Below are 20,841 nucleotides of genomic sequence, written 5' to 3'. Positions count from 1 at the left end.
GACGAGTCCTAGCGCTCGTCAACCGCGCACGGGCGCGTCAGCGCCTTTGCTATCGGCGCGGCGAGTGCCGCGATGCTCTCGGGGGTACCCGGCGCGGGGCCTTCGAGTGCCCTGGCGCCGACGGTCCGGTCGAAGACCAGGCCCTCCAGGAGGGCGATCAGGTCCGCCGCGTCCCGCACGGGATCGCCGGTGCCGAGCGCGCGGGTGAGCTCGACCGCCCGATCCCGCGAGAACAGGCTCACCGCCAGGGCGGCCTGGATCTCCTTGTCGTGCACCATCTCCAGCATGAGCGCGTACCGGGCCCGGATGTCGCGGGCGCGGCCGGCGAGCAGTCCGTCGACATAGCCGGCGATCCCGTGGGCGATCTCGGCGATGCCCGTGTTCGGCGCGGGCGGTTCCGGCCGGGAATCGGCGAAGGCGCGTCGTGACCGGTCGGTGAGGTGGCCGACCGTCGCGACCAGCAGGTCGCGTTTGGTCCGGAAGTAGTAGGACGTCGATCCGGACGGCAGTCCCAGGTGCCGGTCGGTGCCGCGGTGGGTGAGTGCCCGGATGCCGTCCGCGGCGATGATGTCGAGCGCGGCGTCCGCGATGCGCGCACGCCGGTCCGTCGTTTCCGTCATTGTCGCTCCGATCACGTTGACCCATGAAACTCTACATTTGTAGAGTCGAGCTGTGAAACCGAACCGAGTGGATGTGTTCGACCGGGCCGCGCACGCCGCCGGGTTCGTGCTCGATCCCGCGCAGCGGGCGGCCGCCGAGCGCTTGGCCGCGATGGATCCCGCGACCGGTCGCGGTATCTACCTGTGGGGCCCTGTCGGCAGGGGCAAGACCTGGCTGATGGACGTGTTCCGCGACAGCATGGGCGGCATCCCGAGCCGGCGCGTGCACTTCCACGCATTCTTCCGCCGACTGCACGAGCTCGCGCACACCGACGGGATCGAACGGGCGATGGACCGGCTGCTGGATCGCTGCGAGATCTTGTTCTTCGACGAGTTCCACGTGCACGACGTCGGCGACGGCGCGCTGTTGACCAGGCTGCTCGGGGCGCTGCGCGAGCGCCGGGTGACGCTGGTGGTCACCTCGAACTATCCACCGGACGGGCTGATGCCGAACCCACTGTTCCACGAGACCTTCGTGCCGACCATCGAGGTGCTCAAGGCGCGGATGGAGATCGTCGAGGTCGCGGGCGCCGTCGACTACCGGGGGCAGGGGACCGGTGCGCGGCGATTCGGCGCGGGGCGGTACCTGTCCGACGCGGCCGGCCTGCAGTGGCCCGCGGCAGGTGATCGCGTGACGCTTCGCCCGACCACCCAACCCATCACGGCGCTCTCGGCGGCAGGCGATCTCGTCTGGTTCGAGTTCGCGGACCTGTGCGAACGTCCCACCTCGACGCTGGACTACCTGAGCCTGGCGGCGGCATACCCGCGCTGGGTGCTGAGCAGCGTGCCGCCGATGGTCGACGCGAGTCCCGATGGGGTGCAACGATTCTGCAATGTCGTCGACATCCTCCACGACCAGGACGCCGAGCTGACCCTGGTCGGCGCGGACTGGCGGGTATCGGGACCCGAGCCGGTCGCGGGTGGACTGGACCTGGCGCGCACCCGCAGCCGGCTGGCCTTGCTGGGCTGAGGCGACGCCCAGGGCCTAGGTGGCGGGGTCGAGGTCGCGATCGGTCGACGAGCGCGATGGCGCGCGGTCGCCGTCGCGATCTCCGCCGCGGGTGATCAGCCACCCGAAGACGGCCGCGACGGGGAACATGACCACGCCGTACACCGCGGCGGGGACCGCGATGCGGGTGCTGTCGAGCAGGCTGATCGCGATCGTGATCGCCAGCGTGCTGTTGTGGATGCCGATCTCCATCGAGCTGGCGATCGATTGGCGGCTGGCGATGCCGAGCCTCCGCGGCAGGACGTAGCCGATGCTCAGGCTCAGGACGCAGAAGATCAACGTGATCAGTCCGACGTCCGCCAGGTACCCGGTGACGTTCTCGCGCTCGGCGATCACCGTGCCGACGATGACCAGTGCGAGGACCACGGCCGACCCGATCCGAACAGGGCGGTCCATCCGGTCCGCGAAGGCGGGCCATGCCCGCCGGACCCAGACGCCGATGGCCACCGGGATCAGCACGATCGCGAAGATCTGGATCACCTTGGAGAACTGCAGTCCGAGCGAGCCGGTGCCGTCCGACGGTGCGAAGTGGCCGAGGGCGAAGTTGGTGATCAGCGGGAGCGAGACCACCGCGATCACCGAGTTCACCGCCGTGAGTGTGACATTCAGCGCCACGTCGCCACGGAAGAGATGGCTGAACAGATTCGCCGTGGTCCCGCCGGGTGACGCGGCCAGCAGCATCATGCCCACCGCCAGGAGCGGGGGCAGATCGAACAACAGCACCAGTCCGAATGCTATCGCGGGCAACAGGATCAACTGGCAGACGAGCGCGATCGCGACGGCCTTGGGGTGCCTGGCTACGCGGGCGAAGTCCCCGACGGTCAGGGACAGGCCGAGCCCGAACATGATGATCGCCAACGCGAGCGGCAGCGCAACCGTGGACAGCCCGGAATTCATCGCAGATCCCCGTTCCTGGAAGTCTCGCGACGTACGGGCGCCGCGGCAGAGTCTCGGCGCAAAGATACGGCCGCCGGCGGTGGAATGCGGCAAATCGCCGACATTCGTGACGGCGGTCGGTGTCGGCGCCCCGCCGACTATGACGGATGGCATAGTCTCGCTGGGGCGGTATCCGGGAGAGGTGGAATCCAATGACGGTCGCGAACGCGGTCAAGGACCAGATCCAGCAGATCGGCGGGGGATTCATGTTCTCCCGCGAGGCCAAGGAGTTCGGCAGGAGTACCGGCGTGGACGGCTTCATCGGCCCGTACATGCGGGGCAGGTGCGGCGTGCTGGGCGAGGTCGACGCCGACGTGGTGACGGCCGCCGCGGGATTCTTCCCGGCCGCAGGCGTGCGGGCCGCCTGGGAGTCGGTGGCCATGCCCGCCGCCGAGGCGGCCCGGGGGTACGCGCTCGCAGCGCAACGGTTCGGTGTCCGCAAGCTCGACTCCTTCGACGGCGCCGAGCGGCTCGCCGAACTGATGGAGGCGGTGGCGGTGAACGCTGATCCCGCGGGTGTGCCGCTGTTCGCGGGCTGGCGCGCCGTGCCGCTGCCCGAGGATCCGCGGGCCCGGCTGCTCCAGCTCACACACGTCCTGCGGGAGCTGCGCGGAGGGCTGCACCTCATCGCCGTGAGGAGCCAGGATGTCAGTCCCCGGGACGCGGTCCTGATCGCCGGATCCCCGCTGGCCAGCGGTCCCGATCAGGCCGCGCTCTACGGCTGGCCCGCTCCCTACGACGCCCCGAACGAGGACGTCCGGGCCAGGTGGGTGCGCGCCGAGGAGATCACCGATCAGCTCACCTCCCAGGCGTTCGACGTCCTCGACGAATCCGAGGGCAAGGAACTCGTCACCCTGCTCGCCGACGCTTACGCGGGAGTCTTCGCACCCCGCTGACGCGGGCCGGAGACATCCGCGGATCCGCCCACGGGGCGCAGATGGCCGCCCGCATCCGTCGATCTCGTGAGGGTGCCGTGCAACGATGGAGGGGTGGGCACGGCGGTCGGTCGCACGGCCACGGTTATCGCGTTGATCGTGGTTGGCGTCCTCGCGCTCCGGGGCTACCTGCCCGAGGCCGAGGAGCCGTCCCCGGCACCGCCGCGGACCGACGGTACGGCCGCGCTGGTCGTCATGCTCATCCTGTCCGCGCTGGCGGTCCTCGTCGCCACGATCGCGCTCGTCGCGGTGCTGGTGCTGGGCCCGTCACCCAAGCCGCCCCACCCCGCGCCCACCTGGGTGGGTCACAGACCGGCGCCCGGTCAATGGTGGCGCGGGGCGGCGTGGTTCGGGTTCGCCGGGCTGGTCGTGGTCGCCGCGCTCGCCCTCGCGCCGGGGCGAGACCGGGTGCCCCCACCCGCTCCGGATCGCCGAGCGACGGATCCGGACCTGCCCCCGGTCGCGCAGCTTCCGGCCCCGCGCGGAAGCGAGATCTGGCCGGACGTCCTGCTGGTGTTGCCACTGTTGATCGCGCTGTTGTCCGCCGGAGCGATCGCCCGCGCGCGGCTCATGGTGTCGGCCCGGAACGCCCCGAGCGTGGACGACACCGCCCCCGCGGCGAGGAAGGTGACCGCCGAATCATTGGAGCGGGCTGCGGAGCTGGGCCTCGTCGAGGTGGCGAACACCGGGGCGGACCCCCGTGCGGCCATCATCGCCTGCTATCTGGCGATGGAGCGTGGCCTGCGCGAGGCCCCCGATGCGGCGCCCCTCGAGTCGGACACGCCCTCCGAGGTGCTGGCGCGCGCGGTGCGTCACGGCGCGCTGCACCGGCAGAGTGCCAGGGCGCTGGTCGGCCTCTTCGAAGAGGCCAGGTTCAGCGGGCACGAGATGACCGAGCGGCACCGAGAGACGGCGGCGGACCTGTTGCGCTCGGTGCTGGCCGACCTGAGGGAAACACGATGCGCCGCATCGCCGTGATCGGGATCGGCCTCGTCGCGATGCTCGAGTTGGCGACGCTGCGGGTCGGGGGGTCGGCACCGTGGCTGATCGCGGTGGGGCTGTCGGCGGCCGTCGTGATCTTCGCGATGCGTCGGGCCGTGGACGCGGCGCGGACGCCCGAGGAAGACGTCCCGGCCCAGAACTCCCAGCAGGAGATGTTGCGGCGCTGGCGGCTTCGCACCGAGACGCTGGTGAGCTGGGCGGATGGTTCGCGCGCGGACTGGGACCGGCACCTGCGTCCGATGCTCGCCCGGGAGTACATGCACGCGAGTGGGCCGCGCGCGGCCCGGGCGCACGCCGAGATCGGGTCGGCGGGAGTGGCGGCGTTCGGGGCGGACCTGTGGCAGTGGGTGGACCCGACGGGAGCGGGCCGGGGCGACCCGGGCGGCCCGGGTCCCGGGCGCGGCGCGCTCGAGCGCATCCTGACCCGGCTGGAGCGATTGTGACCGCCGCGACGCAGGCGACCACGGCCCGAGCCGAGGCGGTGCTCGCGGAGGTCGAGCGGGTGGTGGTCGGCAAGCGGGACGCGATCACCACCGTGCTGCTCGTGGTCCTGGCGGGTGGACACCTGCTGATCGAGGACCTGCCCGGGCTGGGGAAGACGTTGATCGCGCGATCCTTCGCGGCCGCGCTGGGGCTGGAGTTCACCCGCGTCCAGTTCACGCCCGACCTGCTGCCCGCGGACCTGCTCGGCTCGACCGTCTACGACATGCAGTCGGGACGGTTCGAGTTCCGCGCCGGACCGGTGTTCACCAACGTCCTGCTCGCCGACGAGATCAACAGAACGCCACCGAAAACCCAAGCGGCGCTCTTGGAATCGATGGCCGAGGGTCAGGTCAGCATCGACGGTGTCACCCGCAGGCTGCCGGAGCCGTTCATCGTGCTCGCCACCGACAACCCGATCGAGTACGAGGGGACCTACCCGTTGCCGGAAGCGCAGCTCGACCGGTTCATGCTGCGGCTGCGGCTGGGTTACCTCGGCGCCGAAGACGAACAGGCGATGCTGCAGCGTCGCCTGGACCGCGGGGCCGCCGTGGTGACCCTGCGGGCGGTCGTGACGGCCGAGGAACTGCACGCCATGCGAGCCAGTGTCGAACAGGTCTCCGTACACCCGGACGTGCTCCGGTACGTCGTGTCGCTGGCCGCCGCGACACGCTCACATCCCCAGGTGGAGGTGGGCGCGAGCCCTCGGGCCGAGCTCGACCTCGTTCAGCTCGCCCGCACACGAGCCCTGTTGGGCGGCCGGGACTACGTCATCCCCGAGGACGTCAAGGCGCTGGCCGGGCCCGCGATGGCGCACCGGATCTCGCTGCGACCGGAGATGTGGGTGCGCAGGATTCACCCCGAAGAGGTGGTCGCCGACATCCTGCGCCGGCTGCCGGTGCCCAGGGCGAGCTCGTGAGCACCATCGAGTGGCGAGCCTCGCCCGCGGCGGCGGCCCTGGCCACCTGCTCGGCGACCGCGCTGGTCGTCGCGCTCGTCGGTGGGCGGCCGGAGCTGCTGGCCTTCGCCGCCGCGATGCTCGGCGCGCTCGCGGCGCGCGCCCTCCTGCCCCGCCCCGCCGAACAGGTGACCGTGCTCGGTGAACCCGCAGCGGTCCGGATGTTCGAGCGAGAGGCGGTGCGGCTCACGGTCACGGCGAACCAGGCGGCCGGACGGTCGGCCTGCGTCGTCCGGGCGATTCCGCAGCGGGGTTTGGAGTTCGGCCGGGAAGGCGAGGACCCGACCACAGCGCAGACGAGCCTGCTGATCACGGCCGGGCGATGGGGGAGTTATCGGCCGCGGGTGGCCGTCGACACGACCGCGGCAGGTGGGTTGCTGGCGGGTACCGCGGTGGCCGAGGTGGCCAGGGTGGATGTCTTCCCGCTGGTGGATCCGGGCCAACCCGGGATCCCGCCGACGGACCTGCCCGATCGGTTCGGCGCCCATCCGACCGATCGGCACGGGCCCGGGGTCGAGTACGCGGACATCCGTGCCTACGTGCCGGGAGATCAACTGCGAGCGGTGAACTGGCCGGTGAGTGCGCGACGCCGCGCCCTGCACGTCACCGAACGCCGGACGGACCGCGCGGCGGACGTCGTCGTGCTGATCGATGCGCACGCCCAGGCCCCAGGGCCCGCGGACGAGAGCCTGGAACGGTCCGTCCGAGGCGGCTGCCAGGTCGTGCAGGCGGCGCTGCGGCGTGGCGACCGCGCTGCCGTCGTGGTGCTCGGAGCCCGATCCCGGTGGCTCGGACCAGATCTCGGCCGCCGGCAGTTCTACCGCATCGTCGAGGTCGTGCTGGGATCGGGGGAGCGAACCCTGCCGCTCGAGGGCACCCTCGTGCCGCGTCCCGCCGTGCCGCCCGGCGCCGCGGTGATTGCCTTCTCCACCCTGCTGGACACGGACTTTGCGTTGTCCCTCATCGATCTCCGCAAGCGCGGCCGTTCTGTGGCCGTCGTCGACGTGCTCACCGGCCCGCCATTCGTCGAGGAGCTCGCACCGGCCGTCGCCAGGATGTGGCGTCTCGAACGCAGGAACATGTATCGGGATCTCGGCGTCCTCGGCATCGACGTGGTCGGCTGGCAGGAGGGTACGGCGCTCGAACGGGTGCTGGCCGGGCTCGGCCGCCGACGCAGGCCGGTGGTGGTGCCGCCATGACCGAACTGCCCGCGCCTGGGGTGATGGCCCTCGCCGCCGGGTGGTCGATGAGTGCGGCCGTCGTTCCGCACGCTCCGGCACCGGCGCTGGTTGCGGCCGGGCTCGCCGCCATCGGGGTGCTCATCGCCAGGTGGAGCAGGATCGCGGTCGTCGGGGCGGTACAGGCGGCGCTGCTGGCACTGGTACTGGGCGACCCGACACCGGTGCAGGCGGGCCTCGCCGGCGTGGGGGCGACGATCTTCGTGTTGGCCGCCCATGCCGCGCACGCGCCGGTGGTCCCGGCGGCCGAATCCGGCCTGGTGGTGGCGGTGGCCGTCGTGACGGCGTCCGTGACGGTCTCGGTCTTCCTGTTGCCCGCCGAGATCCCCTGGATACCGCTGGTCGCGCCCCTCGCCTGCCTCGCGGTGTACGCGCTCGTCCTCGCGCCCTATACGGGAATGGGAAACGACGAGGGGCCGCGCTCGCGATCGGCGAGCACGGCCCCTGACGGGTCCAGCGGTTACGGCAGCAGCTGATCCATGAAGGAGTTGCTGTAGATCCGGTGCGGGTCGAGCGTGTTGAACGTCGCCCGTGCGGTGTCCCAGTTGTCGCTCGCGGGCACGCCGTCGCGGTAGCTCTGCGGAAGCGCGCCGCCGATGATTGCGCCGTCGGTGTACGGGTTCGCGCCGAACGCCCAGCCCTTCGACCACTCGGGGCGGAAGGTGTAGTCGTTGCCCGTGTAGTGCGAGCGCATCCACTGCTCCATCTCGCGGTAGAACTCGAACATGCCGGGGGTACCCGGGACGCCGAGCACGTTCAGCCAGATCGCGGTGTCCCACTCGGGATGGTCCGGGCGCGGACGCATCGCCGAGATGGTCGGAGCGCCTGCCGACGGGACCTTGACGTCCGCGGCCTGGTCGAGGCCGCAGCAGCGGATCTCGACCGGACCGTTGAGCGGGTACTGGCCCTTGGACTTGTAGAACTCGATGCGCTCGTTGAACCAGTGGGTGAAGTCGTGGATGACCTGACCGATGTTGGCGCGATTGGTGATGACCGCGCCGCCGCCCTCGGTCAGACGGAGCGTGGTGGCCTTGATGTAGAACTGGATGTCCTTCGACCAACCCCAGATGTCGTTGGCGTTGGTCGCGGCGAGCCCGGCGACGGTGGTGGTGTACATCGTCTGGCCGAACAGCGGTGCGATGCCGGGAGCGCCCGCATTCATCTGTCCGAGAAGGTCGGTGATCACCTCGGGCAGGTTGTCCGAGAACGGGTAGTTGTACGGGCCGGTGACCTCGCGAGACCCGGCGGGCTTGTTCGGCGCGAGCGACCACACCTTGAGCCACGGCTTGTCGGTGAAGGGGTACCAGATGGCCTCGACGCCGCCGTTCTGTGCGACGTAGCTCTCGAAGGTGCGGCCGGGGGCGCCCTTGGCGCCGAACATCTCGGTCCACTTGATGTCGGTGTAGCTCTGGCACCGCATCCGGAAGTTCGGGCCAGCCTGCAGGGTCACCGAGGTGAGGAAGGTGCGACCGAGGTTGGTCAGCAGCGGCTTGATCTGAGGATCGTTGCGGGAGTAGGTCTTCTGCACGTAGGCGGAACCGTCCCAGACCACCGCGGTCAGCGAGGTCACCAGGTTGCTCAGCGACCCGTAGGTGTGACCGGGTACGGTGCCCTGCCCTGCGGCGGGCAGGGCGGCGCCGTGTGCATCCACGGCCAGCGAGCCCGCGATGGACAGCACGCCCGGAGCGGGGAGATTCGCGAAGCCGAGGCCCTGTGCCTGCAGCGCGGTGGTGATCGCGTCCAGGGTGGCACCCGGGCCCGCGGTGACGGTCGCCGGGGAGCCGCCTGCGTTGACCGAGATGCCGTTCAGGTGCTTCATCGTGTCGACCAGGATGACCTTGTCGACGGGGGCACCGTTGACGACGGTCAGCGGCGTCCAGCCGTGCATGGCGCCGCGCGGGCGCAGCTTGTACCCGTTGGCATGCGCCCAGTTCGCCAGGCGGACAACGTCCTCGGGGGACTTGGGATGACACGTCCACACGGAGTCCAGCATGATCTCCTTGGACCAGTTCTGGTACGCCTGCTGCGCGAGTTCGATGCCGTCCGGGAAGTTCGGCGGTGCGGGAAGCGTCGGCCCGCCAAGCGAACCCGAGCCGCCTGCCGAGCCCGACGAGCCGAACGGAATGGCATAGACGGGCGTCCACGCGCCCGCCGCCGTCGCTGCCAGGGCCCCCGCCCCTGCAGCGAGGAATCCCCGCCTGGATAAGCCGAGACGCTTATCGTTCGATTCCGGCATGCGTTTACTCCAGTCGTATGTGAGAGAGGGGGAGTTGCTTTCGTTGGAGCTGGGCGGCCGGTCGGCCGTGCTGGGAACGGCCGACCGGCCTTGTCGTGCTCGCTGGATCAGGCGAGCGTGAGGACCACGTCGGCCAGGGCAGGCGAGTCGCTGCGCTCGAGAACGCTTGCCGAGATGAGCAACTGGCCGGCTTCTTTCCAGATCCGGATCTTGAGGGTCTCGCCCGGGTAGACCACCCCGGCGAAGCGGGCCTTGTAGCCCTTGACCTTCGATGTGTCAGCGTCCAACGCGGCGTCGACGGCGGCCTTGCAGACCATTCCGTACGTGCACAACCCATGCAGGATAGGCGCAGGAAAGCCTGCCGCGCTGGCAAATTGGGGATCTGAGTGCAACGGATTGCGGTCGCCGCACATCCGGTACAGCAGCGCCTGCTGCGGCAGGATCGGTGCCTCGACCTCGAAGTCGGGGGCCCGGTCGGGCAGCTCGACGGACTCCGACGGGCCGCGCTCGCCACCGAAGCCGCCCTCGCCGCGCGCGAAGATCGACGACCGCGCGGTCCACAGCGGGTTCCCGTCCAGGTCGGTGGTGGTGGACTCCTGGACGATGACCGCGGCCTTGCCCTTGTCCCACACCTCGGAGATCCGGGTGGTGGTGCGTGCACTTCCCTCGGACGGAATCGGCTGGTGCACGGTCACTTCCTGGCTGCCGTGCACCACCTTGGCGAGGTCGATCTCCACGCCGGGGAAGGACACCTTCGGCGCCTCGGTGGCATGGATGTTGGCCACCACGGTGGCGAAGGTCGGCAGCACCTGCGGCTTGCCGTCCTCGAGGTAACGCAGCTCCTTGGCGTCGAGCGGACGCGCGCCGGCTCCGATGCCGAGGTGGTACAGCTGCACGTCCGAGCTGGTCCAGGAGAACTCCTGGGTGGGCAGCTCGGCGCCGATCGCGATGTCGGGGTCGATGGGCAACGTAGCTTCCTGTCAGTTCGAAGTAGCAGGGGCGGTAGAGGATTCGGCGCTCGCGCCCGACTTCGCCTTCGCGGCGATGTCGAGGACCGCGAGGTACGCGAAGGTCATCGCGGGTCCGATGGTCGCGCCCGGGCCGGCGTAGGTGTGGCCCATCACCGGCGCGCTGACGTTGCCCGCCGCGTACAGGCCCTCGATGACGGTGCCGTCCTCGCGCAGCGCGCGGCCGTCGACGTCGGTCTGGATGCCGCCCTTGGTGCCCAGGTCGCCGGGCACCATCTTGATCGCGTAGAAGGGGGCCTTGCTGATCTCCGCCAGGCTCGGGTTCTTCAGGCGGGGATCGCCGTAGTAGGCGTCGTATCCGCTGTCGCCGCGACCGAAATCCTCGTCCTTGCCGTTGCGGGCGAAGCCGTTGAAGCGCTCGACCGTCTCGGTGAGGGCGTCGACGGGCAGGCCGGTCTTCTCGGCGAGTTCGGCGATGGTGCCCGCCTTGACCACGATCCCGGCCTTGAGCCAGCGACCCGGGAAGGGGGAGCGCGGCGTGATGCCCGCGAAGGTGTAGCGGTTGCGGTAGCGCTGGTCCAGGATCATCCAGGTCGGGATGTTCTCGCCCGGGCCCTCGCCCTGGCCGTACTTGCCGCCGTACATCATGTGGGTGGCCTCGACGTAGGGGGCGGCCTCGTTGCCGAACCGCTTGCCGCGGGTGTTGACCATCATCGAGCCGGGCAGGGTCCGCTCGGACAGGGCGAACCACGGGCCGCCGGTCAGCGGGATGGACGGACCCCACCAGGCGTCGTCCATGAAGTCCACCGCGGCACCGACCTTCTGGCCGGCCACGATGCCGTCGCCGGTGTTCGCCTTGGCGCCGACCGTCCACTCGGTGGTGATCGGGGCGCGCTGGTACTGCTTGCGCATCTCCTCGTTGTGCTCGAAGCCGCCCGAGCCCAACACGACGCCGTGCTTGGCGCGGATGACCTGCTCCTCGCCGTCGACGAGCACCTTCACGCCGCGGACGGCGCCGTCCTCCGTGTACAGCTCGGTCAGCGGCGTGTTCAGCAGGATCGGCACGCCCGCGTCGCGCAGACCGATGCGCATGCCGGCGACCAGGGCCTGCCCGCGGACCAGCAGGTCCTTGCCGGTGGCCTTGGCGGCCAGGAATCGCATGCCGACCTTCATCGCGCGCATGGGGCCGCGGCGGTTGCGCATCAACAGGTTCAGCCACTTGTAGTCGGCCTGGGTGATGACGAAGTTCTTGGGGGCCTTGACGTAGTCCGGCTCCAGGTTCTTGCGGTCGTCGCCGAGCTGGTTGCCGTCGAAGGGCGTGGGCTCCACCGAGCGGCCGCCGAGGCGTCCGCCGGGGGCCTCCGGGTAGTAGTCCGAGTAGCCGGGCACCCACTGCAGCTTCAGCGCGCTGTTCTTCATCACGAACGAGAGCATTTCCGGCCCGCGGTCGAGGTAGGTGTCGATCCGCTCGGGCGCGACGACGTCGCCGATGATGCTGTGCAGGTACTCGCGGGCTGCCTCGCGGGTGTCGGTGACACCGTCGGCCTCGAGCACCTCGTTGTTGGGGATCCAGACGCCGCCGCCGGACCTGGCGGTGGATCCGCCGTAGTGTGCGGCCTTCTCGACGATGACGACGCTCAAACCCTGGTGGGCGGCGGTCAGGGCCGCGGTCATGCCTGCCGCGCCGCTACCGACAACGACGATGTCGTATTCCTGCTTGCTCATGTAGAACACGTTATAGAATGATGTGGGTCTCAGTCCATGCTTTCTGCCAGGAAGTATTGCCGATCTGTGTCTTGACAACCGGAACCAAACGAAAACACGTTGCAGCTACGCGGAAGGCGGTGCGCGGTGTCCTGGGACCTTTCCGCGGATGTCGTGGTGGTCGGGGTCGGCGTGGCGGGTGTCTCCGCCGCTCTGGAGGCCGTCGACGCGGGCGCCGACGTGATCGCGCTCGACCGCTGCAGCGGCGGTGGGGCCAGCACGATCTCGGGCGGCATCGTCTACGCAGGCGGCGGGACGTGGGTGCAGAAGCAGGCCGGGGTGGCGGACACCTCGGATGCGATGTTCGCCTATCTCAGTCGCGAGGTCGGGGACGCCGTGAGCGAGTCGACGCTGCGCAAGTTCTGCGACGAGAGCCCGGCGATGATCGACTGGTTGTCCGGACACGGCGTGCCGTTCGAGGCGTCGCTGTGCCCCTACAAGACCTCGTACCCGAGCAACCGCCACTACCTGTACTACTCGGGAAGCGAGGCGGCGGGCGGATTCCGCGACGTCGCGAAGCCCGCCCCCCGCGGCCACCGGGCCAAGGGCAAGGGGACGTCGGGAAAGATGCTCTACGGGCCCCTGATCGCCTCGGCGTTGTCGAGGGGCGTCCGATTGGAGCAGCAAACCCGAGCGAGCGAGCTGATCATGGACGACACTGGGACCGTGGTCGGCGTGAAGTGCCTGAGCCTGCGCGGGGCGCCCAAGAGGGTGCGCGCCCGGCATTCGGTGCTGACCTCCCTCTCCGCCAAGCCGGGTATCTACTACCCGCCGATGCGCCGGGTCCTGCAGAAGAGGATCGAGGCGATCGAGGCGCGATACGCCAAGCTGATCCGCATCCAGGCCCGATCGGGTGTGGTGCTCAGCGCAGGCGGGTTCATCGCGAACCGCGAACTCGTCGCCGAACACGCGCCGTCCTACCGTGGGGGCCTGGCGCTCGGCACCGCGGGCGACGACGGTAGCGGTATCCAGATGGGTACCGCCGTCGGCGCGGCGACCGACAAGCTCGGCAACATCTCGGCCTGGCGTTTCATTGTCCCGCCCGGCGCGTTCCTCGGTTCGGTGCTCGTGAACGAGAAGGGCAACCGGATGGTCGATGAGTCCCGGTACGGGGCCGCTCTCGGGCACGCGATGATCGCCGAGAACTCCGGGCAGGGCTGGTTGCTCGCCGACGCCGAACTCGTCGCGGAGGCACGCTCGCAGCTCGGCACCCAGACCATGTGGTTCCAGCGCGTACAGGCCGAGACCCTGCTCCGCACCGAACGCACCGTGGGCAACACCCTCGACGAGGTCGCGGCAAAGGTCGGGATCGACGCGGCCGGGTTGGCCGGGACGGTCGCGGCGCACAACGACGCGATCGCCTCGGGTGGGGCAGACCCGATGGGCAAGCCCGCCGACTTCGTGCGGCCGGTGCGCACCGCGCCGTTCTCACTGTTCGACGTGTCGTTGAAGAAGAGCCTGACCAATCCGCTGCCGATGCTCACCCTCGGAGGCCTGGTCGTGGACGAGGAGACCGGCGAGGTCACCTCCACCGCGGGTGCGGCCATTCCGGGCTTGTACGCGGCGGGCCGGACCGCGGTCGGGATCTGCTCGAACTCGTATGTCAGCGGACTCTCGCTCGCGGATTGCGTCTACTCCGGCCGCCGGGCCGGCGCGCATGCCGCGCAGCGCGGAGCCGTGTAGCCCGCCAGGTACCGACGAAGGGACTCGATGATGCTCTCGACCGAGTTGCACACCGAGATCACCGATCGTCCGTGCGCGGGTACGACATCCGCTGCGGATTCACCCTCCAGGCCGGCTTCACCCGACTTCACCGGACACGGTTCCGTGTCGCTGCAGTTCAGGTAGTGATCACCCGCAGGCTACGAAGGAGAGATCAGTGGCATCGAAGAAGGCATCCGTCGCCATCGTCGGGTCGGGCAACATCAGCACCGACCTCCTGTACAAGCTGCAGCGCTCGGAATGGCTCGAGCCACGCTGGATGATCGGCATCGACCCGGCCAGTGAGGGCCTCGCGCGGGCCCGCACGATGGGTCTCGAGACGTCGGCCGAGGGCGTCGACTGGCTGCTGGCGCAGGCCGAGAAGCCGGACATGGTGTTCGAGGCCACCTCGGCCTACGTGCACCGCGAGGCGGCGCCGAAGTACGCCGAGCTGGGCATCCGGGCGGTCGACCTGACCCCGGCCGCCGTCGGGCCCGCCGTGGTCCCGCCCGCCAACCTGCGTGAGCACCTGGACGCGCCGAACGTCAACATGATCACCTGCGGTGGCCAGGCCACCATCCCGATCGTGTACGCGGTCTCCCGCGTCGTCGCCGTGCCGTATGCCGAGATCGTCGCGTCCGTCGCCTCGGTCTCGGCCGGCCCCGGAACCCGCGCGAACATCGACGAGTTCACCAAGACCACCAGCCGCGGTGTCGAGGTGATCGGCGGAGCCGCGAAGGGCAAGGCGATCATCATCCTGAACCCGGCCGATCCGCCGATGATCATGCGCGACACCATCTTCTGCGCCATTCCCGAGGACGCGGACCGCGACGCGATCACCGAGTCCATCCATCGGGTGGTCGCCGATATCCAGCAGTACGTGCCCGGCTACCGACTGCTCAACGAGCCCCAGTTCGACGAGCCGAGCGTCGTCTCGGGCGGCCACGCCACGGTCACCACATTCGTGGAGGTCGAGGGTGCTGGCGACTTCCTGCCGCCGTACGCGGGCAACCTCGACATCATGACCGCGGCAGCAACCAAGGTGGGCGAGGAGATCGCCCAGCAGCTCCTGACGGTGAGGGCGTGAGCGACATGAGCGAGAACAAGGCGAAGTGGGACAACCCCATTCATTTCGACAGTTCCTGGGACATCCGGGTCACCGACACCTCCCTGCGTGACGGGTCGCACCACAAGCGGCACCAGTTCACCGGCGACGAGGTGCGGGCAATCGTCGGCGCACTCGATACGGCGGGCGTGCCGGTCATCGAGGTCACCCACGGAGACGGCCTGGGCGGGTCCTCGTTCAACTACGGCTTCTCCAAGACGCCCGAGCAGGAACTGATCAAGATCGCGGTGGACACCGCGAAGCGGGCGAAGATCGCCTTCCTGATGCTGCCCGGACTCGGCATCAAGGAGGACATCATCGAGGCGCAGGACAACGGCGCGTCGATCTGCCGCATCGCGACCCACTGCACCGAGGCGGACGTCGCCATCCAGCACTTCGGTCTGGCCCGCGAGCGTGGCCTCGAGACCGTCGGGTTCCTGATGATGGCGCATTCCGTTCCGCCCGAGAAGCTCGCGGCGCAGGCCCGGATCATGGCCGACGCCGGCTGCCAGTGCGTGTATGTCGTCGACTCCGCGGGTGCGCTCGTACTCGAGCAGGTCGCCGACCGGGTCGAAGCGCTCGTGCAGGAACTCGGCAACGACGCCCAGGTCGGTTTCCACGGACACGAGAATCTCGGTCTCGGGGTGGCGAACTCGATCGCGGCGGTGCGCGCAGGCGCCAAGCAGATCGACGGCAGCACCCGTCGCTTCGGTGCGGGTGCGGGCAACGCGCCGGTCGAGGCGTTCGTCGGTGTCTGCGACAAGATCGGCGTCAAGACCGGAGTCGACTTCTTCGCGATCGCCGATGCCGCGGAAGACGTTGTCCGCCCGGCGATGCCGGCCGAGTGTCTGCTCGACCGCCAGGCCCTGATGATGGGCTATGCGGGGGTCTACTCCAGCTTCCTCAAGCATGCCGAGCGCCAGGCGGCGCGGTACGGCGTCTCCGCCGCCGAACTGCTCGTGCGGGCGGGCAAGCGCAAGCTGGTCGGCGGCCAGGAGGACCAGCTGATCGACATCGCGCTCGAGCTGCAACGGGAAGCGGCGGCGGTCTAGGCGGGCCGCACCCCAGCGCAACACGGGACGAGAGAGGGCGCGCATCCATCCGGATGCGCGCCCTCTCTCGTCTGTGTTTCTGTCCGCTACCCGGCGTCGGTGTCGCGCACCTCGAGGATGCCCTCCATGACCGCATGGTTGATGCTGTTCAGCAGTCGCGGGCAGGTCTGCTGAGACCCGGTTCGCCCGCCGGAGCTGGTGAATTCCGGACACACCTGCGCCGGGTCGGCCTGCCACTGGATACTGGTGTGCTTGAAGCTGTTCTTTCGAACGAGAACGCAGGTGCCGCAGGCGCGGCACTCCACCTCCTGCAGTCCGTCCTCGAGATAGGTGCGCAGGTCGACGGCGGTCTGTGCGCGGACGGCCTCGACCCGGGCCGGGCTGTCGGCGAAGTCGGGGGCCTTGGCCCAGGTCGAGGACATCGTCACACGCCCGACTTGCTCGCGGACTCGGCGGCGGCCTTCTCCTCCGCCTGACGGGCCAGGTTCTCCTCGACCTCACGCTGCCAGGCCTCAACGGCCTTGGTGGTGTCGATCTCGAACTCGAAGCGCTGCGTCATCTTGTCCTCGACGTCGGCAACATCGACATAGAACTGCTCGTACCACCGGCGGAGCTGGTAGACGGGGCCGTCCTCCTCGCACAGCAGCGGATTGTCGATCTTGCTCTTGCTCTTCCAGATCGCGACGTCCTGCTCGAAGCCCATCGCCACACCCTCGGTGAACTTGCGCGAGAGCTTGTCGGTGGTGGCCTCGTCCAGACCCTGGGGCTTCTGCACACTCACGCCGTACATCAGCATGAACGAGTCCTGCGTGACCGGGTAGTGGCAGTTGATCAGGATGCTCTCCGCCTTGAACCCGCTGTAGTCGTTGTGCAGCCAGTTGATCATGTACGACGGGCCGAAGTACGACGCCTCGGAGTCCAGCACGGACTCGCCGTACTGGGTGCCCATGCTCTGCACGTCCGGGCGTCCGTGGTTCTGCAGGTACTGGGTGGCGACGTGGCCCTCGAAGACGTTCTTGAAGTACTTCGGGAACCCGAAGTGGACGTAGAAGAAGTGCGCCATGTCCACCACGTTGTCGACGATCTCGCGGCAGTTCGAGCCCTCGACGAGAATCCGGTTCCAGCGCCAGTCGGTCCACTCGTCGGTGAACACCTCGGGCAGGTGCGGGATCGTCACGTCCTCCGGCGGCGGGTTGCCCTCGGGGTCGTTCCAGATGAACAGCTGCTTGTTCTCCTGCAGCGTGATCCACTTGCGGGTGCGTGCCAGCGGCGGGACGCGGCGGGCGTAGGGGATGCCCGTGCACTTGCCGTTGCCGCCCCAGCGCCAGTCGTGGAACGGGCAGGCGACGGAGTCGCCCTTGATGCTGCCCTGGCTCAGGTCGCCGCCCATGTGCCGGCAGTACGCATCGAGCACCTGAAGCTTGTTCTGGCTGTCGGCAAAGACGACGAGCTTGGTGCCGAACGCCTCCACCGCGTGTGGCTTGCCGTCCAGGAATTCGCTCTCCAGTCCGATGCAATGCCACCCGCGGGCGAATCGAGTCGGGTTGGTGCCGACGTCGATCTCGCGAATGCCCTTGCCGGATGCGCCGCTACTCTGCGTCATCTTTGCCCCTCACATCCCTTCGTTCTTGTACTAGAACACGTTATAGAAGTCGAGGTGATTTTGCCAGAAGATTCGCCAGTTTGATCCAGTCTGAGCTTTCTGACCTGCGGCAGTGACCGCCTCTCGACACAAATGGGAACGTGTTCTAGTCTCAGGGGATCAGTGAACCGTCGAACACACGAGGGAGCGTCCAGTGAGTGACCATGCCAGTCACGAGGTGATGCAGAGGATCGATGCGCTTCTGCCCACGCTGCGCGAGCGCGCACAGGAGACCGAGGAACTGCGTCGCATTCCAGACGACTCGGTGAAGGCGCTGCAGGAGGCCGGTTTCTTCAAGCTCGTCCAGCCCAAGCAGTGGGGTGGCTACGAGTGCGACCCGGTGACCTTCTACACGGCAGTCCGCAACATCGCCAGCGCGTGCGGTTCCACCGGCTGGGTGGCCGGCATCATCGGCATCCACAACTGGCACCTCGCGCTGTTCGACCAGCAGGCGCAGGAGGACGTGTGGGGCCAGGACACCGACGTTCGGATCTCCTCGTCCTACGCGCCGATGGGCGCGGGCGAGGTCGTCGACGGCGGCTACAAGGTCAACGGGGCGTGGGCCTGGTCCTCGGGCTGTGACCACGCGAGCTGGGTGGTCGTCGGCGGACCGGTGATCAAGGACGGGCGGCCCGTCGATTTCGGCAGCTTCCTGATCCCGCGCGAGGACTACGAGATCGACGACGTGTGGAATGTGGTTGGCCTGCGGGGCACCGGCTCCAACACCATCGTCGTCAAGGACGTGTTCGTGCCGCGGCACCGCTTCCTGAGCTTCAAGGCGATGAGCGACCTGACCGCGCCCGGCCTGGTGAACAACACCGCGCCGCTGTACAAGATGCCGTGGGGAACCATCCACCCCACCACGATCTCCACTCCGATCGTCGGCATGGCATACGGCGCCTACGATGCCCACGTCGAGCACCAGGGCAAGCGGGTGCGCGCGGCCTACGCCGGTGAGAAGGCAAAGGACGACCCGTTCGCCAAGGTCCGGATCGCCGAGGCCTCCAGCGACATCGACGCCGCCTGGCGTCAGCTCTCCGGCAACGTCGCCGACGAGTATGCGCATCTGCTTGCGGGCGAAGAGGTTCCGCTCGAACTGCGACTGCGGGCGCGCCGCGACCAGGTGCGTGCCACCGGCCGCGCGATCGCCTCGATCGACCTGCTGTTCGAGAACTCCGGCGCGACCGCGCTGGCGAACGGCACGCCGATCCAGCGTTTCTGGCGCGACGCCCACGCCGGCCGCGTGCACGCCGCCAACGACGCCGAGCGCGCCTACGTCATGTTCGGTGGCGCCGAGTTCGGCCTCCCGCTCACCGACACGATGGTCTGAGGCGGGCCGACGTGACGACGACAGAAGCCGAGATCACCTTCGAGTCGACCTCGAGGTACGCCCAGGTCCGTCCGGATCTCAAGCTGCACTACCACGAGGCGGGCGTCGGCAACGGCCCGACGATCGTGCTCCTGCACGGCGGCGGACCGGGCGCGTCCTCCTGGTCGAACTTCTCCAAGAACATCCCCGTGCTGGCCGAGAAGTTCCACGTGCTCGCGGTGGACCAGCCCGGTTACGGTCAGTCCGACAAGCCGACCGAGCACCCGCAGTACTTCCGCCACAGTGCGTCGGCGCTGAAGGACCTGCTCGACACCCTCGAGATCACCGACCGCGTTCACCTGCTCGGCAACTCGCTCGGCGGCGGCGCGGCGGTGCGGTTCGCGCTCGACTACCCGGACCGTGCCGGACGGCTGGTGCTCATGGGCCCCGGCGGCCTGAGCGTGAACCTGTTCGCGCCGGACCCGACCGAGGGTGTGAAGAACCTCGGCAAGTTCAGCTACCAGCCCACGCGGGAGAACCTCGAGGCGTTCCTGCGGATCATGGTGTTCGACCAGAAGCTGATCACCGACGAGCTGATCGACGAGCGGTTCGCCGCGGCCAGCACGCCGGAGTCGCTCGCGGCGGCGAAAGCGATGGGCAAGTCGTTCTCGAGCTCCGAGTTCGAGCTCGGCATGCTGTGGCGCGACGCCTACAAGCTGCGTCAGCGCGTGCTGCTGATCTGGGGCCGCGAGGACCGGGTGAACCCGATCGACGGTGCGCTGGTGGCGCTCAAGATGATCCCGCGGGTGCAGTTGCACGTGTTCGGCGGCTGTGGGCACTGGGCGCAACTCGAGAAGTTCGACGAGTTCAACCGTCTGGCAAGTGATTTCCTTCTCGACAGTGACATTCCCCGAGGCTCCGCCCGAGAGGTAGGCAACTGATGGGTATTCGTTCGCTCGCGTACATGCGCATCGAGGCCACCGACATGGCGGCCTGGCGTGAGTACGGTCTGAAGGTCCTCGGCATGATCGAGGGCAAGGGCACCGACGCCAACTCCCTCTACCTGCGGATGGACGACTTCCCGGCCCGCCTGGTGATCGTGCCGGGCGAGCGCGACCGGCTGATGGTCTCCGGCTGGGAGACGGCCAATGCGGCCGACCTGCAGGAGGTCCGGGACAACCTGTCCGCGGCGGGCGTTCCGTTCAAGGAGGGCACGGCCGACCAGATCGCCGACCGTCGGGTCGCCGAGCTGATCGTCTTCGAGGACACCTCCGGCAACACGCTCGAGGTGTTCCACGGCGCTGCCCTTGAGCACCGCCGGATCGTGAGCCCGTACGGACACAAGTTCGTCACCGGCGAGCAGGGCCTCGGTCACGTCGTGCTCACCACGGACGACGACCAGGCCTCGCTGCGGTTCTACCGCGACGTGCTCGGGTTCAAGCTGCGCGACTCGATGCGACTGCCTCCACAGATGGTCGGGCGGCCCGCCGACGGAGACCCGGCCTGGCTCCGGTTCCTCGGCTGCAACCCGCGCCACCACAGCCTGGCGTTCCTGCCGCTGCCGAACCCGACCGGCATCGTGCACCTGATGGTCGAGGTGGAGAACTCCGACGACGTCGGCCTCTGCCTGGATCGCGCGATGCGCAAGAAGGTCAAGATGTCGGCCAGCCTCGGCCGGCACGTCAACGACCTGATGCTCTCGTTCTACATGAAGACGCCGGGCGGCTTTGATATCGAATTCGGTTGTGAGGGGCTCGAAGTCGAGGATGACAGCTGGATCGCTCGGGAGAGCACCGCGGTGAGCCTGTGGGGTCACGACTTCACGGTGGGAATGAAGTAGTGAGTTC

General features: G+C 68.8%; 20 protein-coding genes. 13 read left to right on the top strand and 7 right to left on the bottom strand.

Annotated elements, in window-relative coordinates:
* Nucleotides 1-8: 8 nt before the first annotated feature.
* Nucleotides 9-620: a TetR/AcrR family transcriptional regulator gene (locus ACFQS9_RS08970; protein ID WP_378403654.1), complete on the bottom strand. Its 612-nt coding sequence runs from the start codon at nt 618-620 to the stop codon at nt 9-11.
* Nucleotides 621-672: 52 nt separating this feature from the next.
* Here ACFQS9_RS08970 and zapE point away from each other — a divergent pair, with 52 nt between their 5' ends.
* A complete protein-coding gene (gene zapE, locus ACFQS9_RS08965; RefSeq protein WP_378403652.1) occupies nt 673-1,629 on the top strand; it encodes a cell division protein ZapE in 957 nt (318 codons plus the stop codon).
* A gap of 15 nt (nt 1,630-1,644) precedes the next feature.
* Here the strand turns inward: zapE and ACFQS9_RS08960 are convergent, their stop codons facing one another.
* Nucleotides 1,645-2,565, bottom strand: coding sequence for a bile acid:sodium symporter family protein (locus ACFQS9_RS08960; RefSeq protein WP_378403650.1), 921 nt, complete (start codon nt 2,563-2,565; stop codon nt 1,645-1,647).
* A gap of 191 nt (nt 2,566-2,756) precedes the next feature.
* Here ACFQS9_RS08960 and ACFQS9_RS08955 point away from each other — a divergent pair, with 191 nt between their 5' ends.
* The 6 genes from ACFQS9_RS08955 (at nt 2,757) to ACFQS9_RS08930 (ending at nt 7,693) form a co-directional block, all read left to right on the top strand.
* Nucleotides 2,757-3,500, top strand: a complete 744-nt coding sequence (locus tag ACFQS9_RS08955; protein ID WP_378403648.1) for an SCO6745 family protein — start codon at nt 2,757-2,759, stop codon at nt 3,498-3,500.
* Between the two features lie 93 nt (nt 3,501-3,593).
* Nucleotides 3,594-4,517, top strand: coding sequence for a DUF4129 domain-containing protein (locus ACFQS9_RS08950; RefSeq protein ID WP_378403646.1), 924 nt, complete (start codon nt 3,594-3,596; stop codon nt 4,515-4,517).
* Nucleotides 4,499-4,984 carry a hypothetical protein gene (locus ACFQS9_RS08945; RefSeq protein WP_378403644.1) on the top strand — a complete coding sequence of 162 codons (486 nt, stop codon included), beginning with the start codon at nt 4,499-4,501 and terminating at the stop codon, nt 4,982-4,984. Before ACFQS9_RS08950 ends, ACFQS9_RS08945 begins: the two co-directional genes overlap by 19 nt.
* A complete protein-coding gene (locus ACFQS9_RS08940) occupies nt 4,981-5,940 on the top strand; it encodes an AAA family ATPase (protein WP_378403642.1) in 960 nt (319 codons plus the stop codon). Before ACFQS9_RS08945 ends, ACFQS9_RS08940 begins: the two co-directional genes overlap by 4 nt.
* Nucleotides 5,937-7,178: a DUF58 domain-containing protein gene (locus ACFQS9_RS08935; RefSeq protein ID WP_378403641.1), complete on the top strand. Its 1,242-nt coding sequence runs from the start codon at nt 5,937-5,939 to the stop codon at nt 7,176-7,178. Before ACFQS9_RS08940 ends, ACFQS9_RS08935 begins: the two co-directional genes overlap by 4 nt.
* Entirely contained in the window at nt 7,175-7,693 is a 519-nt protein-coding gene (locus ACFQS9_RS08930) for a hypothetical protein (protein WP_378403639.1), read from the top strand. The genes ACFQS9_RS08935 and ACFQS9_RS08930 overlap by 4 nt, the downstream gene beginning before the upstream one ends.
* Here the strand turns inward: ACFQS9_RS08930 and ACFQS9_RS08925 are convergent.
* From ACFQS9_RS08925 to kstD, 3 genes are all read right to left on the bottom strand, one after another.
* Nucleotides 7,678-9,453: a cholesterol oxidase substrate-binding domain-containing protein gene (locus ACFQS9_RS08925; RefSeq protein ID WP_378403638.1), complete on the bottom strand. Its 1,776-nt coding sequence runs from the start codon at nt 9,451-9,453 to the stop codon at nt 7,678-7,680. The two genes, ACFQS9_RS08930 and ACFQS9_RS08925, sit on opposite strands and share 16 nt — an antisense overlap.
* A gap of 107 nt (nt 9,454-9,560) precedes the next feature.
* Nucleotides 9,561-10,421, bottom strand: coding sequence for a MaoC/PaaZ C-terminal domain-containing protein (locus tag ACFQS9_RS08920; RefSeq protein ID WP_378403636.1), 861 nt, complete (start codon nt 10,419-10,421; stop codon nt 9,561-9,563).
* A gap of 12 nt (nt 10,422-10,433) precedes the next feature.
* Entirely contained in the window at nt 10,434-12,146 is a 1,713-nt protein-coding gene (gene kstD / locus ACFQS9_RS08915; protein ID WP_378403634.1) for a 3-oxosteroid 1-dehydrogenase, read from the bottom strand.
* Nucleotides 12,147-12,272: 126 nt separating this feature from the next.
* Between kstD and ACFQS9_RS08910 the strand changes: the two genes are divergently transcribed.
* From ACFQS9_RS08910 to dmpG, 3 genes are all read left to right on the top strand, one after another.
* The gene (locus ACFQS9_RS08910; RefSeq protein ID WP_378403632.1) at nt 12,273-13,868 is read left to right on the top strand and encodes an FAD-binding protein; all 1,596 of its coding nucleotides are present in this window, start codon (nt 12,273-12,275) and stop codon (nt 13,866-13,868) included.
* Nucleotides 13,869-14,064: 196 nt separating this feature from the next.
* Nucleotides 14,065-14,973, top strand: coding sequence for an acetaldehyde dehydrogenase (acetylating) (locus ACFQS9_RS08905; RefSeq protein ID WP_378403630.1), 909 nt, complete (start codon nt 14,065-14,067; stop codon nt 14,971-14,973).
* A 5-nt stretch (nt 14,974-14,978) separates the two neighbouring features.
* Complete coding sequence (gene dmpG, locus ACFQS9_RS08900; protein ID WP_378403691.1) at nt 14,979-16,043, top strand: 4-hydroxy-2-oxovalerate aldolase; 1,065 nt, start codon at nt 14,979-14,981, stop codon at nt 16,041-16,043.
* 86 nt (nt 16,044-16,129) lie between these two features.
* Here the strand turns inward: dmpG and ACFQS9_RS08895 are convergent, their stop codons facing one another.
* Complete coding sequence (locus ACFQS9_RS08895; RefSeq protein WP_378403628.1) at nt 16,130-16,471, bottom strand: hypothetical protein; 342 nt, start codon at nt 16,469-16,471, stop codon at nt 16,130-16,132.
* On the bottom strand, nt 16,468-17,646 hold the full coding sequence (locus ACFQS9_RS08890; RefSeq protein WP_378403626.1) for a Rieske 2Fe-2S domain-containing protein: 1,179 nt from the start codon (nt 17,644-17,646) through the stop codon (nt 16,468-16,470). Before ACFQS9_RS08890 ends, ACFQS9_RS08895 begins: the two co-directional genes overlap by 4 nt.
* Before the next feature lie 193 nt (nt 17,647-17,839).
* Here ACFQS9_RS08890 and hsaA point away from each other — a divergent pair, with 193 nt between their 5' ends.
* Genes hsaA through hsaC form a run of 3 tightly spaced genes read left to right on the top strand, consistent with a single transcriptional unit; the run spans nt 17,840 to nt 20,834 of the window.
* Nucleotides 17,840-19,015 (top strand): 3-hydroxy-9,10-secoandrosta-1,3,5(10)-triene-9,17-dione monooxygenase oxygenase subunit, encoded by a 1,176-nt coding sequence (hsaA, locus tag ACFQS9_RS08885; protein WP_378403625.1) that lies wholly within the window; start codon nt 17,840-17,842, stop codon nt 19,013-19,015.
* A gap of 11 nt (nt 19,016-19,026) precedes the next feature.
* Nucleotides 19,027-19,935, top strand: coding sequence for a 4,5:9,10-diseco-3-hydroxy-5,9,17-trioxoandrosta-1(10),2-diene-4-oate hydrolase (gene hsaD, locus ACFQS9_RS08880; protein ID WP_378403623.1), 909 nt, complete (start codon nt 19,027-19,029; stop codon nt 19,933-19,935).
* Nucleotides 19,935-20,834, top strand: coding sequence for an iron-dependent extradiol dioxygenase HsaC (hsaC, locus tag ACFQS9_RS08875; RefSeq protein ID WP_378403621.1), 900 nt, complete (start codon nt 19,935-19,937; stop codon nt 20,832-20,834). Before hsaD ends, hsaC begins: the two co-directional genes overlap by 1 nt.
* The last annotated feature ends 7 nt before the right edge of the window (nt 20,835-20,841 follow it).

Source organism: Rhodococcus daqingensis, assembly GCF_042665615.1.
In the GTDB taxonomy this organism is placed as follows: Bacteria; Actinomycetota; Actinomycetes; order Mycobacteriales; family Mycobacteriaceae; genus Rhodococcus_G; species Rhodococcus_G daqingensis.
Note: the sequence above shows the minus strand (reverse complement) of the source record. Positions and strands in the feature narration are given on the sequence as shown.